A 20,660-nucleotide genomic window follows, 5' to 3' on the forward strand; every position below is an offset into this window, starting at 1 on the left:
TCGATCCAGATGACTGATAGTGTCCAATCCCGCAGGAAGACTCTTTCAAAGGACCAGATCCTTCTCGAAGCGGGTGAGATTGTCACAGCCCGCGCCCCTCACCACCACCAGGTCCTCCAGCCGCACCCCGCCGATATCCGGATAGTACAGGCCCGGCTCCACTGTCACCACCTGGGAGGCCTCCAAGATCTCCCCGCCCTCTCCCAGGGAGGGGGGTTCGTGCACATCCAGGCCCACGCCATGCCCGGTGGAGTGGGTGAAACCGCAGCCATCCCTCTCTGGATAGCCCATATCCAGGAAGACGGCAGAGACGGCAAGATGGACCTCCTCTCCCGAGACGCCAGCCCGAATGGCCCTTATGCCCGCCTCCTGGGCAGCGAGGACGGCATCATAGAGCTCTCTCACCTCCCGGGGGGCCTCCCCCCGGAGGAGGGTGCGAGTCATATCGGCATGGTAGCGGTGAGACTTGGAGCGGGGGAAGATATCGATGACTATGGGAGAGTTGGCAGGCAGCGGTCCCGTCCCTCGCGCATGAGGATCGACAGCCTGCACCCCGCCGGCGACGATGCTGTCTGCCGCCTCGCAGCCATCCTCCAGAAGGGAGATATCAATGATCGATCGCACCTGCTCTGCAGTGAGGGGCTGGCCCTGGCGGATGAGGATATCTGCTTGGGGCTCGGAGCTGGCGATCAGATCTGCTGCCCGGCGCATCGCCCTCTCGCAGGCCCTCTGGGCGGAGGTGATCATCTCGATCTCCCGGGGGCTCTTCTTTGCTCTTGCCCTCCTGGCTGGACTCTCCAGGATCTGAAGGTCGAAATGCGGGGACAGATGCTGAAATATCCCTGCTGGGAAGCTGTATGCCACTCCCAGGCGCATTATATCGTGATCCCTCAAAAAATCCTTCAATACCTCAGCATAAGCCAGCTCCAACTTCCCTGAGCTTTTCAGCCTCTCAGTGATATGGTAGTCCTGGGTGCTGACAACCTCATCTGCACAGGACTCCTTCTTCGCTCTGCCCTTCTCCATGGAGGAGACGAGGATAGCTGTCCTCTCCTGCAGGAGGATGGCGAATCTATCCCCGGCAAGAAAGCGGGAGAGGTAAAACATATCCGAGTTGCATATGCTATCTCCCACAAAGAGAAAGCCGTCAATGTCCGGCGATCCTGGAGACCTCAAGGGATCCGGTGACATTCAAAGCTACCTGCGAATGGATGAGGTCAGCTCAAAGATAAAAGAGGCCACATCCTGGCTCTTCTCCACTGCTGTGCCCGTCACGATCAGATCCGCTCCCGCGGCCACCAGCTCTGCGGCTGCTCTGCCGCTGCGAATCCCCCCGCCCACTATGACCAGAGCATCGCCTAAAAGCCTCTTGACCTGGGCTACTATGCTCGCGGGCACAGGTGAGTCGGCCCCGGAGCCAGCCTCCAGGTAGACCAGCCTCATGCCCAGGTATTTTCCTGCCAGGGCGTAGGCGAGGGCCAGCTCCGGCTTCTCTCTGGGTATCAGGCGGGCATCGCCCACATAGCCCACTGTCCCTCCGGGCTCGATGATGATGTAGGCCATAGGCAGGGCCTCCAGGCGGTAGCGCAGAACCAGGGGCGCTCCCAGGACCTGGTTCTCAATTAAATAGCTGGGCGAACGGCTGTTGAGCAGGCTCATGAAGAAGACGGCATCGGCATTCTCGCACAGCCCGGCTGCGCTTGCCGGGAAGAGAATGACCGGGAGATCTGTCACCCTCTTGATCTCGGCCACAGTATCATGCAGGAGGGAGCCCGTCGCCCCCATGGAGCCGCCCACCATGATGGCATCCGTCCCCCCCTGGCTGGCGGCCAGGGCCATTCCTCCTGCCTCCTGGGGGCTCTGGGAATCGGGATCGATAAGGGTTAGATGGCCTGCCCCACGCTCTTTTATGGCATCCCTCAGGTGCAGCTCGACCCTGCCCATCTTATAGCTCATCTCAGATCTATGCGGTCTTGTTCTCCTTGGACTTCATCCTCAGGCCCTCATAGCCACATTTGCGGCAGCGGGTCGCTTTTACCGGGTTTCGCGCATTACAGCGCATGCATATCTTCAGGTTAAGGATCCTGTTTTCTGCTTCTGGAAATCTAGCCATGATAAATCAGCTCTTGCTCTCAACTGCTCTGATGTGAGATTTTGGATATTCTTTGGCGCCGGGATTGGGATTTTCCTGGCGGGTCTATTGCGCCCCGCCATTTTGAACCCAAGTGTCCCTGAAAGGGACAACAGGTCTCGAGCCTGCCGCGTTTGGACTCCCGCGGCCTGCAGCCGCCTGGAATTTGTCCGCTCTGCCACCCCGGCCCAGCTTAAACTCCCTCTTGCCCATGCTTTATATCTGTTGCTCTCTTCAATGCCTCCCTCAGGAGTATGTTATGTCCCTTCGAGAAGAAGCATTGGCCTTTCATGAGGCCTTCAGGGGAAAGATTGCCGTTCACAGCAAGGTGCCCTGTGCCACCAGCCAGGATCTCAGCCTGGCCTATACCCCGGGCGTCGCCGAACCCTGTCGCGAGATCGAGAAGAATCCAGATGATGTCTACCGCTATACTGCCAAGGGAAATCTGGTGGCAGTGGTGACGGATGGTAGTGCAGTCCTCGGCCTGGGAGACATAGGAGCATCAGCCTCCATTCCAGTGATGGAGGGCAAGGCAATACTCTTCAAGAACTTCGCCGGGATAGATGCCTTTCCCATAGCGATCTCTTCCAAGGATCCTGAGGATATAGTGAAGACCGTGGCCATGATCGAGCCGATCTTCGGGGGGATAAACCTGGAGGATATCAGCGCCCCCCGTTGTTTTGAGGTGGAGAAGAGGCTGAAGGATGCCCTGAATATCCCGGTATTTCATGATGACCAGCATGGGACGGCTGTAGTCGCCCTGGCCGCCCTGATCAATGCTCTCCACCTGGTGGGAAAGGATTTTCAGAATCTGAGGGTGGCTGTGAGCGGGGCAGGGGCGGCTGGGGTTGCCGTCACCAGCTTCCTTTTGAGCTTCGGTGCAGAGGATGTCATCCTCTGTGACAGCCGGGGGGCGATTCATAAGGGCCGGCAAGACCTGAACCCCTTCAAGGAGAAGATCGCCCGTATCACCAATCCCCGCAACCTCACCGGCACCCTGAAAGATGCCATCCGGGGCGCTGATGTCTTCTTAGGCCTCTCTGTAGCCGGCATCCTCACCCAGGAGATGGTAAGGAGCATGGCAGAGGATCCTGTGGTCTTTGCCCTGGCCAACCCCGTTCCTGAGATAATGCCCGAGCAGGCAGAGGAGGCAGGGGCGCGTGTGGTGGCCACCGGCCGCTCCGACTATCCCAATCAGGTGAACAATGCCCTGGGTTTTCCGGGAATATTCCGCGGTGCACTGGACGTGCGGGCCAGCGAGATCAATGAACCCATGAAGATGGCCGCCTCCCGCGCCATAGCCGGACTGGTGGAGGACCGCACCCCCCAGTGCATCATCCCCTCCCCCTTCGATATGAGGGTCGTTCCTGCTGTGGCTGAGGCGGTGGCCCGGGCGGCCATAGAGAGCGGCGTGGCCCGAATGCCCCTCGATCCCGCGGAGGTGAGAAGGGGGGCGGAGGCGAGGATCAGGCGGAGGGAGGATGAAGAGCCATCCTTTCCCCTCATCCCTTGAGAGCGGGCATTGACCGATGGGCATTGTCCAGCTGGCATCAAGCAGCAGGGATCGACCAGCAGGTATTAACCAGAGCTTGGCAATCAATAGAGAAAGGGATCATATGAGCAGGAAGTCAAAGAAGAGAAGAGACAGCCCGGAGGTGATCAGGAAAAGGCTGGAGAACAGCCTTCCCTGGTCTCTCTCCCGCTGGTTTGCCCGCATCATGAAGCGAAAGAAGTAGTCTTGGCATCCCTCAGCCAAATTGCATTTCCCTCTTTTGAATCTACTTCTCTTACATAGGGGGCTCTTCAGACTGTTCTGCCATCAGGCAGCCCACCACCGCCCCGGTTACATCCTCAGTCCTGCCGCTTCCGCCCAGGTCCGGCGTCCTCACCCCCGTGGCCAATGCCCGACGGACTGCCGCCTCGATCCGGCCCGCGGCGCGGGATTCACCAAGCCAGCTCATCATCATGGCTGCGCTGCGTATGGCGCCGATGGGGTTGGCGATGCCCTTTCCGGCGATATCCGGAGCGCTGCCGTGAATGGGCTCGAATAGAGCATGGGACTCGCCGATGTTGGCACTGGCACAAAGCCCCAGGCTGCCGATAACCCCCGCCGCCTCGTCGCTGAGGATGTCACCGAAGAGATTGGTGGTGACCATTACATCGAACCTTTTGGGATTTACCACCAGGTTGTAGGCAGCAGCATCCACCAGCATATCCTCATAAGGGACGCCCTGCCGCTCCGCCACCTCCCTGCAGGTCTGCAAGAAGAGCCAGTCGCTCTTCAGCACATTGGACTTGTGGATGATGGTCAGAAGGCGCCGTTTCGCCGCCAGATCGCAGGCCGCCTCGGCGATCCTCTCCGAGCCGCGGCGGGTTATCACCCTGGTGGTGCGCGACTCCTCCTCCCCCACCTCCTCCCGTCCGGAGTAGAGCCCCTCGGTGTTCTCGCGAACGATGATGAGATCAAGATCCGAAGACTGGAAGGGCCGGATGTTGGCATAAAGGTCCAGGGCCCGGCGCAGCCGCAATAGGACGCTCCGGTAGCCGGGGTCGGGGGGGGTGGTGATCGCCCCGAGAAGAATGCAGTCACACTGCTTGATTGTATCCAGATCCTCATCCCCCAGGGCCTCCCCCGTTCTCTTCCAGCGGCCCAGGCCCACCTCCAGCCGGACCAGATCGAGATGTACTCCCGCGGCAGTGAGCACCTCCAGGGCGCTTTCCACCACTTCCGGTCCGATGCCGTCCCCGGCGACCACTGCTACCCTCTTAGATCTCTGACCAGACACCTCACCGCCTCCGCTATCTCCCAGGGCCCGTCCCCCCAGTGGACGACGACGCCCGGCTGGCCGCACCTCTCCGCCCTCCCCCGCCGCTCGGAGCGGCAGCAGCGGGTGATGAAGGGCCCTTGAGTCTGAAGCTCCTCCTCCCGGCAGTGCAGGGGACAGACATTGATGAACTCATACTCCTTTCCCGGATTGCTGGCCAGGAAGATCTCCCGCGATACCTCGCAGCCCACAATCCTCGGCCGGTGATGGACCACAGGGTCACAGTCCAGGGACCTGCCCAGCCCTCCTGCCCGGCAGGGATAATAGACAGTTGGGCAGTCGAAGCTCTTCAGATCCAGTATCCGGGGCACAAACCTCACCATCAGATCCCCCAGGACACCACACTCCTCCAGCCCCCGCAGGGCGGATACCAGCCAGGGCGGATCAGGAGGTGAGACATCCAGGACCTCGATCTTCAGCACCTGACCGGGATCGGGATCCTTGACGAAGGTGATGTGCTCGTCCGGACCCTGGAAGACCACTGTGTTCGCCTTCCCCATTCTGGTGATCTCAGATGCCAGATCGATCAGCAGGGTCCTGTTCCTGGTGTCCACCCTCTGGGGATAGAAGACGATCTCCTCGCCTGAAGCGATAAGCTCCGTCTCCTCCGCCTCTCTCATGAAGCCTGAGCCATTGCTTTTAACTGCATAGAGGCGGGGGCCGTCCCGGCTGATCAGATACTGGGTGGAAAAGTAGATTGGTGCCCCCCGCTCCTCCCGGTCCTTTATGCCCACGAATTTGTAGTTATCCGGAAAGATCATCTCAGTCCAGGCCCCTCTGCCGTCTCCTGTGGGCCACCAGCCCCCCGTCCTCCAGGATCTCCATCAGAAAGCGGGGAAGGCGACCTCCCTGGTAGACCCTCTCCCCCACCCGCACTGTGCCTGCCTGAAGGTCCACCTCCACCAGATCCCCCTCCCGGCACAGGGGAGCCGCCTCAATGAGAGGAAGGCCGACATTGATTGCATTGCGGTAGAATATGCGGGCGAAGGAGCGGGCCACCACAGCAGCCACCCCCGCCTCCTTTAGTGCCACGGGGGCCTGCTCGCGGGACGAGCCGCTGCCGAAGTTCTCGCCAGCAACGATTATATCCCCCTTGCCGACGCGCGATGCAAACTGGGGGTCTATTCCCTCCATGACATGCTCCGCCCAGAGATGGCGGTCCCGCGTTCGCAGATACCTTCCCGGGATGATCACATCCGTGTCCACGTCATCGCCAAAGATCCATACTCTGCCCTTGATCATTGTCCTGCCCACATCCTCTTGAACATGCCACCTGTCATAGACGGCATCATATATGCTCTTCGCTGAATCATATTGGCGGCATGCTGCAGAGAATTCTCACCAGATGCACAGGCAGATCACTTTCATCCCGCACGCCCATCCTTTTTCTCCCAGCGATTATGAGAGAGTGTTTATGGGAGGATTTTATGGGAGGATTTTTTGGGAGAATTTCGTATCTTACACGTACTTCTATAAATCAATAAAAAGATTTATCGATATCATTTTTTACAGTAACCTATTTATCTTTACACGTACTAAATGAGAGATCATGGCAGGCGTTATCGAACAGATGATCTGGCCCAGGCTCAAGAGGCAGGGGGCAGAGCCCAAGGCAGTCTTCGGAATCGGTCTGGACAGGAGAGCCCAGGAGCTGGAGACGGCAAAGGAGATCCTGCGGGAGGTCTTCGCCACCAGCGCCGCAGAGGTGGATGAGATGATCCGCCTGCGCCTGGAGGATCGCGGCCTGCTCTGAGCCTCTCAGCCCCTTCCTCTCAACTCAACATCCTCTGCCCAACATCCTCAGCTCAACATCCTCAGCTCAACATCCTCAGCCCGACCCATTTCGCAGGATCCATCAGGCGAGCCCGGCCCTCCGGCAAGTCTGAAATATCATCAGCGCCAACAATTGGCCATGATTCTCGGTATATCCGGCAGCCCCCGCAAGATGGCCACGGAGCATATCCTGGGTGTGGCCCTCAGTATGCTGGAGGAGAGGGGCTACGAGACCCAGCTTTTCACTATGCGGGGCAAGAGCATCAGCCCCTGCAGGCATTGCGACTACTGCCTGAAGAACAAGGAATGCATCGTCAAGGACGATATGTATAAGCTCTATCCCCTCATCCGGGAGGCAGAGGGCTATGTCCTGGCCACCCCGGTCTATAATGGCAGCATGAGCGCCCAGATGAAGATCGCCATCGATAGGACCCGGGCCACCCTGGCCGCCGATCCCAGATCATTGAGGCGCAAGCCGGGCATGGCGATAGCCGTCGGGGGGGACCGCATGGGCGGCCAGGAGCTGGCGTTGCAGCAGATCCACGCCTTCTACGTTCTCAACGGCATGATCCCGGTGAGCGGGGGATTCTTCGGTGCCAACCTCGGCGCCACCTTCTGGTCTCATGATACATTGGAGGAGGCGAAGAAGGATGATGAGGGGTTCCGCTCTCTGAGAAAGACCGTCCGCCGGTTTGCTGAGACCCTGGAGTGGTTGAGGAGCAATAAGACAAAGGATTCTGGTGAATAGCTATGGCAGTTAGTGGGGCAAGAAGAAAGATCGCTTGGGGAATTACGGGCAGCGGCGACCGCATCGTAGAGACAGTCGAGAGGATGATAGAGCTGCAAAAGCAGTATGAGGATGTGGTGGATGTGAGGGTCTTCGTCTCCAAGGCGGGAGAGCAGGTGATAAAGTACTACAAGCTCTTTAATACCCTGGAGAAGCACTTCGATAAGGTCTGGGTGGAGATCAACTCCAACTCCCCCTTCCTCGCCGGGCAGTTGCAGGTGAGGCGCTATGAATTTCTTCTCTTAGCCCCCACCACCTCGAACACTGTGACCAAGATCGCCCTTGGCCTCGCGGACTCCCTCCTCTCCAATGCCGCCATCATGTCTCAGAAGGCATTTGTGCCCACCTACATCATGCCCTGCGACTATGCTCCGGGGATATTGACCACCATCCTTCCCGATGGCAGCGAGATGAGATTGCGCATCAGAAAAGAGGATGCAGAAAATGTGGACAAGCTCCGCCGCACTGAGGATGTCTATGTGCTGGAGACGCCGGATGAGATAGCGGGGGTCTTTGAGAGGTATTTTGCCCGTCCTCTCGAAAGGGTTTAGTACTCACAAATACAATCCCCCAATTAACACAAGAACAGTAAAAAGTAATACTGGTGTTCCAATGAAGGACGTAGGCATACTCGTAATGGGGCATGGATCCAGCCTGCCTTTCAACAAGGAGCTGGTGGAGACCCTCGCCCAGATGATCGGCAATAACAACGACTTTGGCTCGATCAGAACCGCTTATCTCAACATGGACCAGCCGGACATCCCTGCCGGCCTGAAGAGCTTTCAGGGAACGGGGGTGAAGAAGATCATCGCCCTGCCCATCTTCTTAGCACATGGTGTCCACACCCGCCAGGATATACCGCATGAACTGGGGGTGGACCCGGAGAAGCGCAGAGGCGTCTTGAACATCTGGGGAGATGAGGTGGAGATAATCTGCGCCGAACCCCTGGGCGTGGACGAATGCATTGCATCACTGGCGGCAAGGCGAGCAAAAGAGTCTCTAAAGTAGCCGTCCTGGACACCATCCATGGTGCAGAGACGATCGCCCGGAGGATGGTCGAGTGCGGCATCCAGGCTGAGCCTTTAGAGGTGTACCATCATTCTGCCAGCCTGGAGGACTTCGAGATGGTGGTGGCCCCGGTACACCTCTCCCCGGCCAACCCCCATCTGCTTCAGGCAAGGGGCCTGGGAAAGAGGGTCATCACTCATCATCAGGCGGTGGGCGAGCTATTGGCCTTGATCCCTGAGGATCTATTGAGAATCGAGGTCACAGGAACGCATAGCAAGACCACCACTGCTCTTTTACTGGCCATGATCCTCTCCGGCCAAAAGAGGGTCTTATCCCATACCACCCGCGGCCTGGAGATATGGTCAGAGGGCAGAGCCCGGCTGCTGAGGGAGGGGCTGAGCATCACCCCGGCCAATGTGATTCTGGCGGCCCAGGAGGCACTGGCCCAGGGAGCAGAGGCTCTGATCTGCGAGATCTCTTTGGGAGGGACGGGCATAGGGGAGCTGGGAATTCTGACCAGCTTTGCCAATGACTACCGCATCGCCGGCGGCAGCAGATGGGCGAGCAGCGCCAAGCTGCAGATGCTCTCCCTGGCCCGCAGAGGCTCGAGGCTGGTGGCCAATGCCGATTGCAGGATCTCGCCTGATATCTCCTTTGCCCAGGGAGGCCTGGTCCAGGCCCTGCCCGGCGGGCTGCTCTATGGAGAAGATAGGCTTGAGCTGAATCTGAGCGCAGATCTGGATCTCCCCAGCTACCAGACGGCAATATCCGCAGCGGCTGCGGCTGCCGATCTCCTGGGCGTGGAGAGGGTGGAGGCTGCCCGGGCGCTGGAGGGGTTTGGCGGCTTCTCCGGCCGGATGAAGATCGAGCGACTGGGCGGACAGACGGTATTCGACAGCTCCAACTCCGGGCTGAAGGTGGCCGATGTGAGGCGAGCCCTGGATAAGCTTCAGGGCCCCGATCTGACAGTGGTGGTGGGAGAGGATGCCCAGACGGTCTGCGAGGGGCTGGATATCCCCCTCCTGGCGGATCTTCTCAGGGAGAGGCGCTCGGAGATCGGCGAGCTGATCCTGGTGGGAGAGAGGCTCAGGCCCCTGGCCGAGGAGCTGGGGGCGGGGACAGCGGAAAACCGGGAGACGGGGCTGCAGAAGGCCCAATCCACCCGCCCCAGGAGGCTGCTTAGTGCAGTCAAATGTTTCAGGTGATAGATAAATGGCAAGCGAAATACAAAATCTGAATGTGATTCATCCCAGGCCGAGCTCCATTGTGGCTGCTCTGTACACCCTGAGGGACCTGGGGGCGGAGGTGGTCATCCTTCACGGCCCCAGCGGGTGCTGCTTCAAGCATGCCCGCCTGCTGGAGGAGGATGGTGTGAGGGTGCTGACCACTGCACTGGATGAGGCAGGATTCGTCTTCGGAGGCCATGGGGCTTTGACAGCCCTTCTCAAGAAGGCTGTGGAGCTGTTCAATCCCCAGCTGATGGCCATATCCGGGACCTGCAGCAGTATGATCATAGGCGATGACCTGCACCAGGCAGTTCTTGAGGCGGAGCTTGACATCCCCGTTCTGGAGGTGGAGGTTCATGCCGGCTACAGGGATAACACCAAAGGGGTGATCATCACCCTGGAGGCGGCGAGGGACCTGGGGATAATAGATGAGCAGGAGTTCACCCGCCAAAAGGACCTTCTGGAGAAGGCGACCGAGGTGGAACGGCTGCGGGGCGCGGCCAGCGCTGAGTACCTGCCTCCGGAGAGGGGCGACCTGAAATATCAGGGGGCGGAAAGGCTACTGGAGCTGATCAGGCAGGGGAAGCGGGGTCTGAATATCCTCAATGCCAAGAAGGAGACCGCCTATATGTTTGCGGACATCACCGCCGCGGTGGCCGAGGTGGGGGGAGAGCAGGTTGAGACCCTGGCCAATCTGGACGATCGGCTCGGCCTGCCCAAGGTGAGGAGGGATGCAGCCAATGTCGCTCGCGACCTTCGGGCCAGAGGGGTCCAGTTCAGCCTCATCGGAGGCCTTGACGAGTATCCGGTCACGGGAGATATAATCGCCCAGAAGGTGCAGGAGGGGGGATATGACTTCGCTGTGGTATCGGGGGTGCCCCATGCCGTGACAGCATCTGCCCTCCAGGGCCTGGAGGTCTTCTCCATCACCAATGGCCCCCGGCAGGTCAAACCACTGCGCGATCTGGGCCACCAGCATGTCATGGTGGAGATCGATCTGCATCCCAAGACCATGGGGGTGAGCTCAATTGTGGAATCGGAGTTTGGAGCCACCCTGCGGGCCATGAGCAAGGCTCGGGCTGAATAGACTGGGCAGAACGATCAGAGGCTCAAAGCAGATCTATTCAGGGGCTGCTCTGGATTGAGCAGCCTTTTCTAAAACATTTTTGGCAGTTCAGTGAGCAATGCATATATGACAAAGCCAATGGAGCCGATGATGCCAATGCCGGCCATGGATACCTTGGCGATCATATTGAACTCCTCCCGGGTGGGCTTACGAGCCAGCTTGAGGACGCGGATGTATTCATTTATGTTGGTGGAGGGCATACTGATGCCCAGGTCCACATCATCCAGGTCCAGCTTGCTTTTAAGGTCCAGCTTATTCTTGAGATCGGGCTTCTGCTTAGCCGCGCTCTTCTTCTCTTTTTCGATATTTCCCTCGCTCATTCCCCAGATGGAATGAGTTGGAGTATAAAAAAGCTTTCGATCAGAGATAATGGGGAGTCCAGGCAAGAGCATAAGAGATTTAAAGGATAGAAGGATTGTTTAATGAATGTACATTATAGACATCTAACAATCGGAAAAGCCAAAGCCTTTTCGAAATCTAAAAACCCATTTTGATTGATATGCCAAGGTTGAGAGAAATGACTGAAGAAGAAATGACTGAAGAAGAATATGATGAATATAGAGAAGCCTATGACCCTGGCCACTGGGCGCAGAAGTATGGAAAACATGAGACCAATAACACTAGTTATAATAGTGGGGCTTTTGAAACAATTGCCAACCTTATAGCTTTCTGTGTAGTTATTTATATTATATTATCGTTCTTAGGGATAATATAGTTCGTTGGCCATCGGTTAAGGTCACAATTAGAGAACGGGGAAAATGGTAGAAGTATTTCTTTTTTTGCTGGGAGAGTTCCGATAATTGAATATCCTCTCCACTTTCCAATTTTTACATCAAATTGTATTATAACTTTAATTTATTAAATAACAGGTAGCAAACGGCGTAATTTTCCCGATAAAATTTTCACCCAATTCATCCTTGATGCTCGTCTAAGTATGATTATTGGAATCTTATGGATCCAAAGATGAAAATATCGAGAATAGGAGAGGCAGATAAAATCATGGCAAAATCCATCTAGTTCAAAATCCTTATCCATGGTTACTACTATACCCCTTCTGTGCAGGCTTTTTCAAGGATGCGTTCGTCTTCCCACCCCGGCAATCCTCGTAAGCAGAAGAGGCATCATGATTATTTTCGCGCAGCCAGCGGACGACGGAAGGGCCCACACACTCATCAACCAGAAATCGCATCTAAACGGCCTCAGCGCCGAGGGGAACAAAGGATGCATCCTGGAGGGTCTTGGAGGCAAAGAGGAGACAGGCAAAGATATCGTCCTTCACCAGGCCGGGATATTCTTCCATAATTGCCTCCATGCTGATGCCATGAGCCAGAAGCCCCAGGATGTACTCCACGGTGAGCCTGGTGCCTCTGATGACTGGTTTGCCCACCATTATCTTGGAGTTTATGGTTATCCTTTCCAGTAGATCTTCGTTATTCACAAACAAGCTATTTGATGCTCTTTTGATATAAATATGAGGATAAGGGAAAGAGGCGGAAAGCCCGCCATAGAACTCTGAAAGGTCAGCGAGCATTCAGAGAGGGATAAAAAATTTAAGAGATAGAGAGAAAAATTCAGGCCCCGGCCCGGATCGCCTCCCTCCCCGCCGCCAGGGCCTCCTTCAGCCTCTCTGTATCCGGCCCTCCGCCCTGAGCCAGCTCCGGCCTGCCGCCTCCGCCTCCGCCCAGGGCTCTGGCTGCGGCCTTGATTATGCTCCCCGCCTTGATGCCTTTGGCCAGGCCCGACTGACCAACGGCCGCCACCAGCTTTCCGCTCTTCGAGCCCAGCAGGGCCACGCAGTCCTCCTCCGCCAGCAGGGCCGCGGCCTTGAGCAGCTCATCGATATCCGCATTGCCCATCTTCTGCACAACAACCCGCAGGCCGTCGATTGTTTCGGCCTCAGCCGTCAGCGTCTTCAGCCGCACTGTGGCCAGATCCTCCTTCAGCCGCTCGATCTCCTTCTGCTGGCTCTTCCACTCCTCAAAGAACCTCTCCGCAGTCCTGGGGAGCTGCTCATTTGGCACCCTCAGGATGCCTGCAGCTCTGGCCAGAAGGTCATCCCTGGCCTGACAAGCCCGCACCGCCGCCTCGCCGGCAGCGAACTCTATCCTCTCCACCCCGTCCTGAATCCTCTCCGTCCGCAGGATCTTGATCATACCGATCATGCCGGTATTGGTGACGTGAGTCCCGGCGCAGGCCTCAATATCGCTTCCCACCCTGACCACCCGGATGAGCTTGCCTGGGGGCACCCCCCCCTGATAGAGCTCGAATCCGAAGAGCTTCTCCGCCTCAGTGCGGGGGAGGAACTGGGTATCAACAGGAGTGAGCTCCATCACCCTGCGATTGGCCTCCAGCTCTATGGCCTTAAGCTCGGCATCACTGATCCTCTTGAAATGGGATATATCCAGCCGGGCCCGCTCCTCGCTCTTCTGCGCCCCCGCCTGCCAGATGTGCTTGCCCAGGATGCGTTTGGCCGAGTCGTGGACCAGGTGCGTCGCTGTATGATGGCGGGCATGAGCCAGCCGGCGGAGCATATCCACCCTTCCCCGAACCAGGTCCCCCCTGGCCAGGCCGCCGGGCTGAGCCAGCTTATGCAGGACCACATCTCCCGACTTCTGCACATCCACAACCCTGTAGACCTGCCCATCCCTCTCCAGGGTGCCGTGATCGGCAGGCTGCCCTCCCCCCTCGGGATAAAGGAGGGTCCTGTCCAGTATGACCGCCCCCTCGCCCTCTGCCCCCTCCACTACATCCAAAACCCGGGCCTCGAACTCCTCCTCGAAGGGATTCTCATAGAAGAGCAGCTCCGTCTTGCCCGGTATGGGGGGCTTTTTCTCCTCCTCCGGCTCTGCCCGGATGTGCTTTTTTGCGACCAGAGAGTAGAAGTTGTCCGGCAGCTCCACCTCAGCCCCCGCCTGCACTGCTGCCTCGCGAGCGATCTCCGGCGGGATGCCATGGCTATCATAAAGAGCTATCATCTCCCTCAGGGGCACGGGCTCCTTTTTCTTCAGATAGCTCTCTGCCGTCTTCCGGACCAGCCTCATCCCCTTCTCCAGGGTCTCAGCATACTTCTGCTCCTCCTGATCTAAGATCTCCCTGATGGTAGGGAAAGACTCCCGCCAGTCAGGATAATCCAGCCGGGAGATCTGCAGCTCCACCAGATCCGCCAGGGGCAGATGCAGTCCCAGCTCCCTCATCTGCCGGAGGGTGCGCCGGATGACCAGCCGGGAGAGGTAGCCGCCCTTGACATTGGAGGGTATGATCCCGTCGCCCAGCATATAGGCCAGGCAGCGGGTGTGATCGACCACCGCATAGACCCTCTCCATGGGTAAAATGGCCTTCTCCAGCCGCTGGGGATCGATGCCGATGGTGGCGGCGATCTTCGCCCGCAGATCGCTCATCGAGTGCTCGTCCAGGTCCACCATCCCCGCCAGACGGGCATTCTGAGCGAAGATCTCTGCATACTCCGGATCGGCCAGGTTGTGCTCGACGCCCGCCAGGTCTGCCACCTGCCTGACCAGATCCGGGAATATGGCATCATAGATGGTGGGAGCGCCATTGGAGGCCCAGACAAACCTCTCCAGGCCATAGCCGGTATCGACAATGTAGTTTTTCATCTTCTCATAGCGCTCGCCCTTGATCTCCACAGGGCCATTGGGCGTGGCCACCAGATCCATGAACACCAGTGTGGCCAGCTCCAGGCCCCCCACCATCACCTCCACACTCGGACCGGCATTGCCCCCGCCTGCCCAGGGGTTCTCCTTATAGGTCACAGCCAAGGGATCCATCCCCAGGCCAATGAGAAGTTGATCGCAGAGTCGCACCGTCTGGTCCTTCCAGTAGATCTCCTTCTCCAGGGTGTTGAATGCATGATGGGCCATCATCTCAAAGGTGGTAAGATGCCTCCCGCTCCGCCCCACAGAGTCCAGGTCGTCCAGGCGGATGCAGGGCTGGCTGATGGTCAGGGGGTTGGCCGGAGGTGGCACCAGACCTGAGGTGACAAAAGGCTGAAAATCGGCAATGGAAGCGATGGTCAGATAGATGTCATCCCGCCAGCGGGCCGCCACAGGATATCTCTTGATGCGGGTGTGTCCCCGGGCCTCGAAGAAGGCCAGATAATGCTCGCGCATCTCGTCCAGACTGTACTGGCGCTCGAATATGGGTGAGCCGATAAAGGTATAGGGATCGCAGGGAGGATCACCACAGGTATCCCTGCTCTCATCCCTGGTCCAGAAGAATTTGCCGCATCTTTTGCAGTTCTTATGATGGAATCCTTCCTCGATGAAGAAGTCCAATCGGTATTCGTCCTCTGTGAACATGGCGCATCAGCTTTTATCGGGAAGAAGGGCGAGGATTGCTAAAAGGTTTTCCAAATGGCCAGGGTTAGCTGGCCATCAGAACAGACTCAGTCATCTGACTCACCTGGCTCCTAGTTCACTCTTATGACCTTCAGAAGAGAGACCACAGGCACTCCGGCCACCTCGTCAATGCCCTTCTTATCGATCAGGACGGCGATGGCATTGATCTTGGCCCCATGCTCATCCAAATACCCCACCGCCTCCTCCAGAGTGTGGCCGGAGGTGATCACATCATCGATGATGATGCAGTTCTTCTCCTGGACATCGGAGAAGTTGGAGCTAAGGTTGCCCTTGGCCCTCTTGTTCTCCTGGGCGATCATCTGCTTGCTGGGAGTGTAGACTGCAAGCTCTGCTGACAGGTCATTGGCCACCATGCTGGCTATGGGCAGGCCGCTGAGGGCGATTCCCACCACCACATCCACACTGCTCTCATTCGCCTCCAGGGTCTCATAGATGATATCGGCTATAGCCTCGGATATATGATTGAGCCTGAAGGCGCTCCGGCCAATGGCCGACCAGTCCACAGAGATATCCTTGGGGCCGGGTGCGGTGCTCGCCTTCTCAGCATGGGTCAAAAGCCAGGTCACTGTCTCCTCGGAGACGTTCAGCTCCTCTGAGATCTGACCTTCTACCAGCCCTTCTGCCTTCAGTTCAGCTGCCTTCTTCATCAAAGTCTCAATGTTTTTCATTTCATACACCTTTTCCTCTTTCCGGCAGGAGTTCCGCAATCAGGACATTCTTCCCCCTCAAATCTCCGACCACAGCCCTGGCACCTTTGAATATATTTACGCTTTTTCTTTATCCGGGGCTGGCCGATGGGCTCGATCTTCAGGCCGAGGTGAAGGGCGACATTTTGCAGAGCATAGTCATCGGTAGCGAGAGTGGCCCTCAACTCCAGCGCCTTGGCCAGGACCTCCAGATCGGCAGCAGAGAGTGAGCGAATGTCCCCGGTCTCTTCTGCTGCACCCCGAGCTGCCTTCAAGGCCATTGAGCTGGGGCTCTCCACCCGGGCATCATATATGTGGAGCCTGGACCTGGCTCTTATATCCTTGAGCTCCGCCTCTACTGCGGGGACGGTTATCAACTCCCCCTGGGGCCTCTTGCCCCAGATGAACACCGAAGCGTCCGCTACGGTCATACACATGCAATTGCAATTCTAGGTTATAGTACTTGGACTTTTCCCGGACCAAAACGCTATTATCATATAATGCGGTCAGAGACTTCGATGGCCAAGAAGGAGAAGAAGTCTCGCAGGAAGGATGAGCAAGGGCTGGCAGCGGCACAGCGGGAAAAGAATGTGACAGAAAAGGAGAGGGAACCTAAAGAGAGAAAGGAGTCGCCAAGGCCCGTGCCCAAGAGCGCTGCCGAGAGAAAAAAGGATCGGCATGATGGGATAGTCAAGACCGTCTTCGCCGCCGCACTGGGGGTTCTGGCAGGCTTTGGATGCTATCACCTGGCCAGCAGCACGGGCGAATACCCCTGGCAGATAGGCGAATACCCCTGGCATTTTATACTGTTATCAGTGCTTCTGGCCACCTTTTTGGTGCAGAGAGCCATCTACCCCCTGATGGGGATAGATGCAGCCAGATTCAAGACCAAGGACTGGCTCTATGTGGGGTTCATTGCAGTCGATCTCTGGCTGGTCACCTGGACGATACTTCTCAATTGAGGTAGAAGATGAGGATAGCTATCATCAATCGCGATCGATGCCAACCGAGAAAGTGCTCCAAAGAGTGTGAATACTTCTGCCCGCCCGTCCGCACGGGCGATGAGACCATCGTCTTTGTGGACGGCAAACCCCAGATCACTGAGAATCTCTGCGTGGGCTGCGGCATATGCGTGCACAAATGCCCCTTTGGAGCGATCACCATCATCAACCTGCCAGAGGAGATGGAGGATCCAATTCACAGATACGGCCAGAACGGCTTTGCCCTTTACGGCCTGCCCGTGCCGATCGAGGGAAGGGTCACCGGCCTCTTGGGCCCCAATGGCATAGGGAAGAGCACAGCGGTGTCCATCCTCTCCGGCATCCTCCGGCCGAACCTGGGCAAAGCTGCCTCCTGGGAGGAGGTCTTCCAGCGCTTCTCCGGCTCCATCCTGGGAGATTATCTGAAGAAGGTGGCCGCTAAAGGGATCAAGACCTCCTACAAACCCCAGTACATTGATCGCATCCCGAAGAGCTATTCAGGCATTGTCTCAGGCCTCCTGGAGAGGACGGATGAGAGGGGAGCCCTCCCTGAGCTGATGGAGAGCTTGGGGATATCAAAGCTGATGGAAAGAGATATCTCCAGCCTCAGCGGCGGCGAGCTGCAGAGGGTGGCCATTGCTGCTGCCGCCGCCAGGGACGCAGACTTTTATTTCTTCGATGAGATCAGCCCGTACCTTGATATCTATCAGCGAATCAACTCCGCCCGCATACTGCAGAGACTGGCCCGGGATAAGGCGGTGATGGTGGTAGAACACGACCTAGCCCTCCTCGACCTGCTGGCGGATAACGTCCATCTCATCTATGGCACCCCCGGCGCCTACGGAGTGATAACCAGGCCCAAAGGGGTGCGGGTGGGCATAAACCAGTACCTTCGCGGCAACCTGCCCGAGGAGAATGTTCGCTTTCGCGATACAGCCATCAACTTCGAGGTACATGCCCCCCGGATAGAGAAGGATATCCCCTCCCTCATCGCCTATGATGCCTTTGCTATGCAGTACTCCTCCTTCCGCCTGGAGGCAGAGCCGGGGATCATTCGCCGGGGGGAGGTGGTGGGGATCTTGGGCCCCAATGGCATTGGAAAGACAACTTATATCAAGATCCTGGCAGGGGTGGAAAAGCCCACCACCGGGAGCTTCGAGAGCCAGCTGAAGATATCCTATAAGCCCCAATACCTGAAGGCAGAGACAGAGATGACTGTGGAGGGGATGCTGCGGGGAGTGACAGAGGGATTTGATAGCAGCTACTATCAGGCAGAGATCCTCGGGCCCATGGGCATCGGGCCCCTCTTGGAGAAGGCCCTCCCTGAGCTCTCCGGCGGAGAGCTGCAGAGGGTGGCCATAACCGCCTGCCTCAGCCGGGATGCAGACCTCTATCTCCTGGATGAGCCCTCCGCTCACCTGGATGTAGAGCAGAGGATGCTAGCGGCCAAGGTCATGCGCCGGTTTGCTGAGTCCTCTGAGAAGACCGTCCTGGTGGTGGACCATGACATCTATCTGATCGACCTGATGTCCGAGCGTCTGATGGTCTTCGAGGGCGTTCCGGGAGTCCTCGGCGTGGCTCATACCCCCCTGGAGATGCGCGAGGGGATGAACGCCTTCCTCAAGGGGATAGGCATAACCTTCCGGCGGGACGAAGAGATCCGCAGGCCCAGGGTCAATAAACCTGAGTCCAGGCTGGACCGGATGCAAAAGGAGCAGGGAGAGTACTACTATCAGATTGAAGAAGCCTGAAGTGACGGGAAGATGCGGGAATTCTTCCGGCGGATAAATCCGTTCAACCGCCATCTCATACGCAACCTGGAAGCGGGAACGCTGCTGGAGATATTCTTGGTCATGGCGGTATGCTCCGTCCTGGGAATACGCTTCTTTCTCGCCCTGACAGGATATCCCAGCCTCAGCCCGGGCAATCTCCATATCGCTCATGTCCTCCTGGGCGGAGTGCTCATGATGATCGCCCTGGTCATCAATCTGGGTTACATCAATAAATCAGCAAACTACCTGGTGGCGGTGATCGGAGGCCTGGGATTTGGCGCTTTCATCGATGAGCTGGGCAAGTTCATCACCGGGGATAACGATTATTTCTTCAAGCCCACAGTGGCTCTGATTTATATTGTATTTGTCTTATTATACCTGGCAGTTCAGACCCTGATCAGAAAGCCGAAGCTCACCGAGCAGGAGAGACTGATAAATGTCCTGGAGCTGGCAAAAGAGGCAGTCTTGGAGGATCTGGACCGCCTGGAGAGGAGAAAGGCCCTGGCTCTGCTGAGAGAGAGCCCCCAGGACAATCCCATGACCCGGGCCCTGCAGGAGCTCCTTCAGAGCACCGACAGTGTGCCCTTGCCCAAAGCCGACATCTACACCGCCACCAAGCAGCGCCTGCGCCGTTACTACCGCAGGCTCGTCAAGAAGAGCTGGTTTGTGAAAGCGGTTATGGCCTTCTTCATCCTTCAGTCCCTGTTAACCCTGGGCATCGACCTCTTGCTCATCTACCTCCGGCTCAACCTGGAGAGGGGCTTGTATGCCATATTTCCCGACCTGTCGTTCTTCGATCTGGCCGGGCTGGGCGCAGCCACTCTATCCTCCGCCATGGTCATCTATGCCATCATGAAGATGAAAAGCTCCCGCCTGGAGGCCTACCGGATGCTCAAAAGCGCCATCCTGGTGCAGATATTCATAGTGCAGGTCATACTCTTCTACTGGGCAGAGCTTCCCGCCCTGCTGGGCCTGATCGGAAATATCTGCGTGCTTTTGGTTCTCAACTACATGATCCTTCAGGAGACAAATGGCAGCCGGAGCCAGGAGAACCGCACCAAAAAAAGAGAGGCTACAGCCGGCAGCTGATGCTGACATTCCCGAATATTGATGAGGTCGAAGGCATCCATCTGAGATCGAGGGCATCCATCTGAGATCAAGGGCATTCATCTGAGATTAAAGAGAACTTGACATAAGGAAAAACCATTGGCCTGCACTTAGATCTTATCGCTTCTGTCAGCCTCCTGGCTTCCTCATCCTCAAGGGAGAATAGGTTCTGTTCGACAGCAAAGATACAGCCTACTGCCTCTGAGATGCGCCTGCGCCACCGATCATAGGTCTGGAGGTCAACCTGCAAGCCACCTGTGACCACCCCCCGGCAGATTGATGCATTGCAATTGCATTCTATTCTATAGGGAAAAGAGCTGTAGAACAGACTATAATCCCCTGTGATCTCCTCTCCCTCAGATATGTCCTTGACGGCAATATCGCAATAGGCATCATCCACAAACAGGCTCAGGGTGTTGGCATCACAGCTATGGTTGAGCTTCTCTTCTCCATCCCCCAGCAGCCAATTGCCCGACTCATCCTGCACTCCATACCTGATGGTCTTATCCTTCTCCTCCTCAGACATAGATAAAAAGTCATCATAGCTGATGAAGGCACAATTTTTTCTCAAGAAATATACAATAGTCCCCAGGGGGATATCCTCCCCGGCAAAGACTCCGTCCCCCTCTATACCACTCTCATGTATATGGGTTTTAACTAAATACATAGATCGCTATTGCCATTAATAGTAATTGAACTTTTTTATGAACTCCTTTGCAGATCTGCGTCGAGTGCGGCTCTTTTCTGATTTCAGCATATAGCTCAGCCCGATACCGGTGCTGAAACCCAAAGGCCCGCCCTCTGAGCCACTCTCCGGGAATAGGATGCGATCTTGAGGAAAAGCGGCCCTATTTTCAAAAGAA

Annotated in this window: 24 protein-coding genes and 1 tRNA gene; 11 read left to right on the plus strand and 14 right to left on the minus strand. The window is 57.1% G+C overall.

All coding sequences use genetic code 11. The features are described from left to right. Positions 1-45: 45 nt before the first annotated feature. The 4 genes from IPI63_RS02675 to IPI63_RS02690 all read right to left on the minus strand — a co-directional run bounded on the left by IPI63_RS02675 (position 46) and on the right by IPI63_RS02690 (position 2,319). Positions 46-1,191 (minus strand): Xaa-Pro peptidase family protein, encoded by a 1,146-nt coding sequence (locus tag IPI63_RS02675; protein WP_214066099.1) that lies wholly within the window; start codon positions 1,189-1,191, stop codon positions 46-48. Positions 1,192-1,197: 6 nt separating this feature from the next. Then, positions 1,198-1,944, minus strand: a complete 747-nt coding sequence (locus IPI63_RS02680) for a geranylgeranylglyceryl/heptaprenylglyceryl phosphate synthase (protein ID WP_292476475.1) — start codon at positions 1,942-1,944, stop codon at positions 1,198-1,200. Between the two features lie 19 nt (positions 1,945-1,963). Beyond that, positions 1,964-2,113, minus strand: coding sequence for a 50S ribosomal protein L40e (locus IPI63_RS02685; RefSeq protein ID WP_013719538.1), 150 nt, complete (start codon positions 2,111-2,113; stop codon positions 1,964-1,966). Positions 2,114-2,166: 53 nt separating this feature from the next. After that, positions 2,167-2,319 (minus strand) — tRNA-Ser (locus tag IPI63_RS02690). Positions 2,320-2,390: 71 nt separating this feature from the next. Between IPI63_RS02690 and IPI63_RS02695 the strand changes: the two genes are divergently transcribed. Then, positions 2,391-3,644, plus strand: coding sequence for an NADP-dependent malic enzyme (locus tag IPI63_RS02695; RefSeq protein ID WP_292476479.1), 1,254 nt, complete (start codon positions 2,391-2,393; stop codon positions 3,642-3,644). Between the two features lie 274 nt (positions 3,645-3,918). On the opposite strand, the gene IPI63_RS02700 is transcribed toward IPI63_RS02695, so the two are convergent. From IPI63_RS02700 to IPI63_RS02710, 3 genes are read right to left on the minus strand one after another with little or no spacing between them, the layout of a single operon-like run. Further along, positions 3,919-4,917 carry an isocitrate/isopropylmalate dehydrogenase family protein gene (locus IPI63_RS02700; RefSeq protein WP_292476480.1) on the minus strand — a complete coding sequence of 333 codons (999 nt, stop codon included), beginning with the start codon at positions 4,915-4,917 and terminating at the stop codon, positions 3,919-3,921. After that, entirely contained in the window at positions 4,890-5,717 is an 828-nt protein-coding gene (locus tag IPI63_RS02705; RefSeq protein ID WP_292476482.1) for a hypothetical protein, read from the minus strand. Before IPI63_RS02705 ends, IPI63_RS02700 begins: the two co-directional genes overlap by 28 nt. Before the next feature lies 1 nt (position 5,718). Beyond that, entirely contained in the window at positions 5,719-6,198 is a 480-nt protein-coding gene (locus IPI63_RS02710) for a 3-isopropylmalate dehydratase small subunit (RefSeq protein WP_292478185.1), read from the minus strand. 307 nt (positions 6,199-6,505) lie between these two features. Here IPI63_RS02710 and IPI63_RS02715 point away from each other — a divergent pair, with 307 nt between their 5' ends. From IPI63_RS02715 to cfbD, 6 genes are all read left to right on the plus strand, one after another. After that, positions 6,506-6,709, plus strand: coding sequence for a hypothetical protein (locus tag IPI63_RS02715; protein ID WP_214066005.1), 204 nt, complete (start codon positions 6,506-6,508; stop codon positions 6,707-6,709). 159 nt (positions 6,710-6,868) lie between these two features. Continuing rightward, a complete protein-coding gene (locus IPI63_RS02720) occupies positions 6,869-7,477 on the plus strand; it encodes a flavodoxin family protein (RefSeq protein ID WP_292476484.1) in 609 nt (202 codons plus the stop codon). Between the two features lie 2 nt (positions 7,478-7,479). Next, entirely contained in the window at positions 7,480-8,067 is a 588-nt protein-coding gene (gene afpA / locus IPI63_RS02725) for an archaeoflavoprotein AfpA (RefSeq protein ID WP_292476485.1), read from the plus strand. A 61-nt stretch (positions 8,068-8,128) separates the two neighbouring features. Further along, positions 8,129-8,524: a sirohydrochlorin nickelochelatase gene (gene cfbA / locus IPI63_RS02730; protein WP_214066007.1), complete on the plus strand. Its 396-nt coding sequence runs from the start codon at positions 8,129-8,131 to the stop codon at positions 8,522-8,524. Then, a complete protein-coding gene (gene cfbE, locus IPI63_RS02735) occupies positions 8,476-9,729 on the plus strand; it encodes a coenzyme F430 synthase (protein ID WP_292476488.1) in 1,254 nt (417 codons plus the stop codon). Before cfbA ends, cfbE begins: the two co-directional genes overlap by 49 nt. A 7-nt stretch (positions 9,730-9,736) precedes the next feature. Then, on the plus strand, positions 9,737-10,837 hold the full coding sequence (cfbD, locus tag IPI63_RS02740; protein WP_214066009.1) for a Ni-sirohydrochlorin a,c-diamide reductive cyclase catalytic subunit: 1,101 nt from the start codon (positions 9,737-9,739) through the stop codon (positions 10,835-10,837). A gap of 68 nt (positions 10,838-10,905) precedes the next feature. Here the strand turns inward: cfbD and IPI63_RS12845 are convergent, their stop codons facing one another. Then, positions 10,906-11,076 (minus strand): protein translocase SEC61 complex subunit gamma, encoded by a 171-nt coding sequence (locus IPI63_RS12845; RefSeq protein WP_342673263.1) that lies wholly within the window; start codon positions 11,074-11,076, stop codon positions 10,906-10,908. A 299-nt stretch (positions 11,077-11,375) separates the two neighbouring features. Here IPI63_RS12845 and IPI63_RS02750 point away from each other — a divergent pair, with 299 nt between their 5' ends. Continuing rightward, on the plus strand, positions 11,376-11,591 hold the full coding sequence (locus IPI63_RS02750; RefSeq protein WP_292476491.1) for a hypothetical protein: 216 nt from the start codon (positions 11,376-11,378) through the stop codon (positions 11,589-11,591). Positions 11,592-11,903: 312 nt separating this feature from the next. On the opposite strand, the gene IPI63_RS12850 is transcribed toward IPI63_RS02750, so the two are convergent. The 5 genes from IPI63_RS12850 to IPI63_RS02770 all read right to left on the minus strand — a co-directional run bounded on the left by IPI63_RS12850 (position 11,904) and on the right by IPI63_RS02770 (position 16,369). Next, a complete protein-coding gene (locus IPI63_RS12850; protein WP_366850483.1) occupies positions 11,904-12,065 on the minus strand; it encodes a DUF5615 family PIN-like protein in 162 nt (53 codons plus the stop codon). Next, the gene (locus IPI63_RS02755; protein WP_292476493.1) at positions 12,066-12,314 is read right to left on the minus strand and encodes a DUF433 domain-containing protein; all 249 of its coding nucleotides are present in this window, start codon (positions 12,312-12,314) and stop codon (positions 12,066-12,068) included. A 133-nt stretch (positions 12,315-12,447) separates the two neighbouring features. Further along, entirely contained in the window at positions 12,448-15,192 is a 2,745-nt protein-coding gene (gene alaS / locus IPI63_RS02760; protein WP_292476495.1) for an alanine--tRNA ligase, read from the minus strand. 110 nt (positions 15,193-15,302) lie between these two features. Continuing rightward, entirely contained in the window at positions 15,303-15,920 is a 618-nt protein-coding gene (locus IPI63_RS02765; RefSeq protein ID WP_214079978.1) for an orotate phosphoribosyltransferase-like protein, read from the minus strand. Further along, a complete protein-coding gene (locus IPI63_RS02770) occupies positions 15,917-16,369 on the minus strand; it encodes an NOB1 family endonuclease (protein WP_292476497.1) in 453 nt (150 codons plus the stop codon). The genes IPI63_RS02765 and IPI63_RS02770 overlap by 4 nt, the downstream gene beginning before the upstream one ends. A gap of 87 nt (positions 16,370-16,456) precedes the next feature. On the opposite strand from IPI63_RS02770, the gene IPI63_RS02775 reads away from it, so the two are divergent. The 3 genes from IPI63_RS02775 to IPI63_RS02785 are packed head-to-tail and all read left to right on the plus strand — an operon-like array spanning position 16,457 to position 19,779. After that, on the plus strand, positions 16,457-16,900 hold the full coding sequence (locus tag IPI63_RS02775) for a hypothetical protein (RefSeq protein WP_292476498.1): 444 nt from the start codon (positions 16,457-16,459) through the stop codon (positions 16,898-16,900). An 8-nt stretch (positions 16,901-16,908) separates the two neighbouring features. Then, positions 16,909-18,669 carry a ribosome biogenesis/translation initiation ATPase RLI gene (locus IPI63_RS02780; RefSeq protein ID WP_292476499.1) on the plus strand — a complete coding sequence of 587 codons (1,761 nt, stop codon included), beginning with the start codon at positions 16,909-16,911 and terminating at the stop codon, positions 18,667-18,669. A gap of 12 nt (positions 18,670-18,681) precedes the next feature. Further along, the gene (locus IPI63_RS02785) at positions 18,682-19,779 is read left to right on the plus strand and encodes a hypothetical protein (RefSeq protein WP_214064562.1); all 1,098 of its coding nucleotides are present in this window, start codon (positions 18,682-18,684) and stop codon (positions 19,777-19,779) included. Between the two features lie 67 nt (positions 19,780-19,846). On the opposite strand, the gene IPI63_RS02790 is transcribed toward IPI63_RS02785, so the two are convergent. After that, on the minus strand, positions 19,847-20,464 hold the full coding sequence (locus IPI63_RS02790) for an SET domain-containing protein-lysine N-methyltransferase (RefSeq protein WP_292476501.1): 618 nt from the start codon (positions 20,462-20,464) through the stop codon (positions 19,847-19,849). Positions 20,465-20,660 lie beyond the last annotated feature (196 nt).

The sequence above is a fragment of the Methanothrix sp. genome (genome assembly GCF_016706325.1).
GTDB lineage: Archaea > Halobacteriota > Methanosarcinia > Methanotrichales > Methanotrichaceae > Methanothrix.

What these genes read in the sequence shown, in the direction of transcription:
- IPI63_RS02675 (WP_214066099.1), bottom strand. Translation starts at nt 1,191, where the DNA reads ATGTCACCGGATCCCTTGAGGTCTCCAGGATCGCCGGACATTGACGGC.
- IPI63_RS02680 (WP_292476475.1), bottom strand. Translation starts at nt 1,944, where the DNA reads ATGGGCAGGGTCGAGCTGCACCTGAGGGATGCCATAAAAGAGCGTGGG.
- IPI63_RS02685 (WP_013719538.1), bottom strand. Translation starts at nt 2,113, where the DNA reads ATGGCTAGATTTCCAGAAGCAGAAAACAGGATCCTTAACCTGAAGATA.
- IPI63_RS02695 (WP_292476479.1), top strand. Translation starts at nt 2,391, where the DNA reads ATGTCCCTTCGAGAAGAAGCATTGGCCTTTCATGAGGCCTTCAGGGGA.
- IPI63_RS02705 (WP_292476482.1), bottom strand. Translation starts at nt 5,717, where the DNA reads ATGATCTTTCCGGATAACTACAAATTCGTGGGCATAAAGGACCGGGAG.
- IPI63_RS02710 (WP_292478185.1), bottom strand. Translation starts at nt 6,198, where the DNA reads ATGATCAAGGGCAGAGTATGGATCTTTGGCGATGACGTGGACACGGAT.
- IPI63_RS02715 (WP_214066005.1), top strand. Translation starts at nt 6,506, where the DNA reads ATGGCAGGCGTTATCGAACAGATGATCTGGCCCAGGCTCAAGAGGCAG.
- IPI63_RS02720 (WP_292476484.1), top strand. Translation starts at nt 6,869, where the DNA reads ATGATTCTCGGTATATCCGGCAGCCCCCGCAAGATGGCCACGGAGCAT.
- afpA (WP_292476485.1), top strand. Translation starts at nt 7,480, where the DNA reads ATGGCAGTTAGTGGGGCAAGAAGAAAGATCGCTTGGGGAATTACGGGC.
- cfbA (WP_214066007.1), top strand. Translation starts at nt 8,129, where the DNA reads ATGAAGGACGTAGGCATACTCGTAATGGGGCATGGATCCAGCCTGCCT.
- cfbE (WP_292476488.1), top strand. Translation starts at nt 8,476, where the DNA reads ATGCATTGCATCACTGGCGGCAAGGCGAGCAAAAGAGTCTCTAAAGTA.
- cfbD (WP_214066009.1), top strand. Translation starts at nt 9,737, where the DNA reads ATGGCAAGCGAAATACAAAATCTGAATGTGATTCATCCCAGGCCGAGC.
- IPI63_RS12845 (WP_342673263.1), bottom strand. Translation starts at nt 11,076, where the DNA reads ATGCCCTCCACCAACATAAATGAATACATCCGCGTCCTCAAGCTGGCT.
- IPI63_RS02750 (WP_292476491.1), top strand. Translation starts at nt 11,376, where the DNA reads ATGCCAAGGTTGAGAGAAATGACTGAAGAAGAAATGACTGAAGAAGAA.
- IPI63_RS12850 (WP_366850483.1), bottom strand. Translation starts at nt 12,065, where the DNA reads ATGCGATTTCTGGTTGATGAGTGTGTGGGCCCTTCCGTCGTCCGCTGG.
- alaS (WP_292476495.1), bottom strand. Translation starts at nt 15,192, where the DNA reads ATGTTCACAGAGGACGAATACCGATTGGACTTCTTCATCGAGGAAGGA.
- IPI63_RS02765 (WP_214079978.1), bottom strand. Translation starts at nt 15,920, where the DNA reads ATGAAAAACATTGAGACTTTGATGAAGAAGGCAGCTGAACTGAAGGCA.
- IPI63_RS02770 (WP_292476497.1), bottom strand. Translation starts at nt 16,369, where the DNA reads ATGACCGTAGCGGACGCTTCGGTGTTCATCTGGGGCAAGAGGCCCCAG.
- IPI63_RS02775 (WP_292476498.1), top strand. Translation starts at nt 16,457, where the DNA reads ATGGCCAAGAAGGAGAAGAAGTCTCGCAGGAAGGATGAGCAAGGGCTG.
- IPI63_RS02780 (WP_292476499.1), top strand. Translation starts at nt 16,909, where the DNA reads ATGAGGATAGCTATCATCAATCGCGATCGATGCCAACCGAGAAAGTGC.
- IPI63_RS02785 (WP_214064562.1), top strand. Translation starts at nt 18,682, where the DNA reads ATGCGGGAATTCTTCCGGCGGATAAATCCGTTCAACCGCCATCTCATA.
- IPI63_RS02790 (WP_292476501.1), bottom strand. Translation starts at nt 20,464, where the DNA reads ATGTATTTAGTTAAAACCCATATACATGAGAGTGGTATAGAGGGGGAC.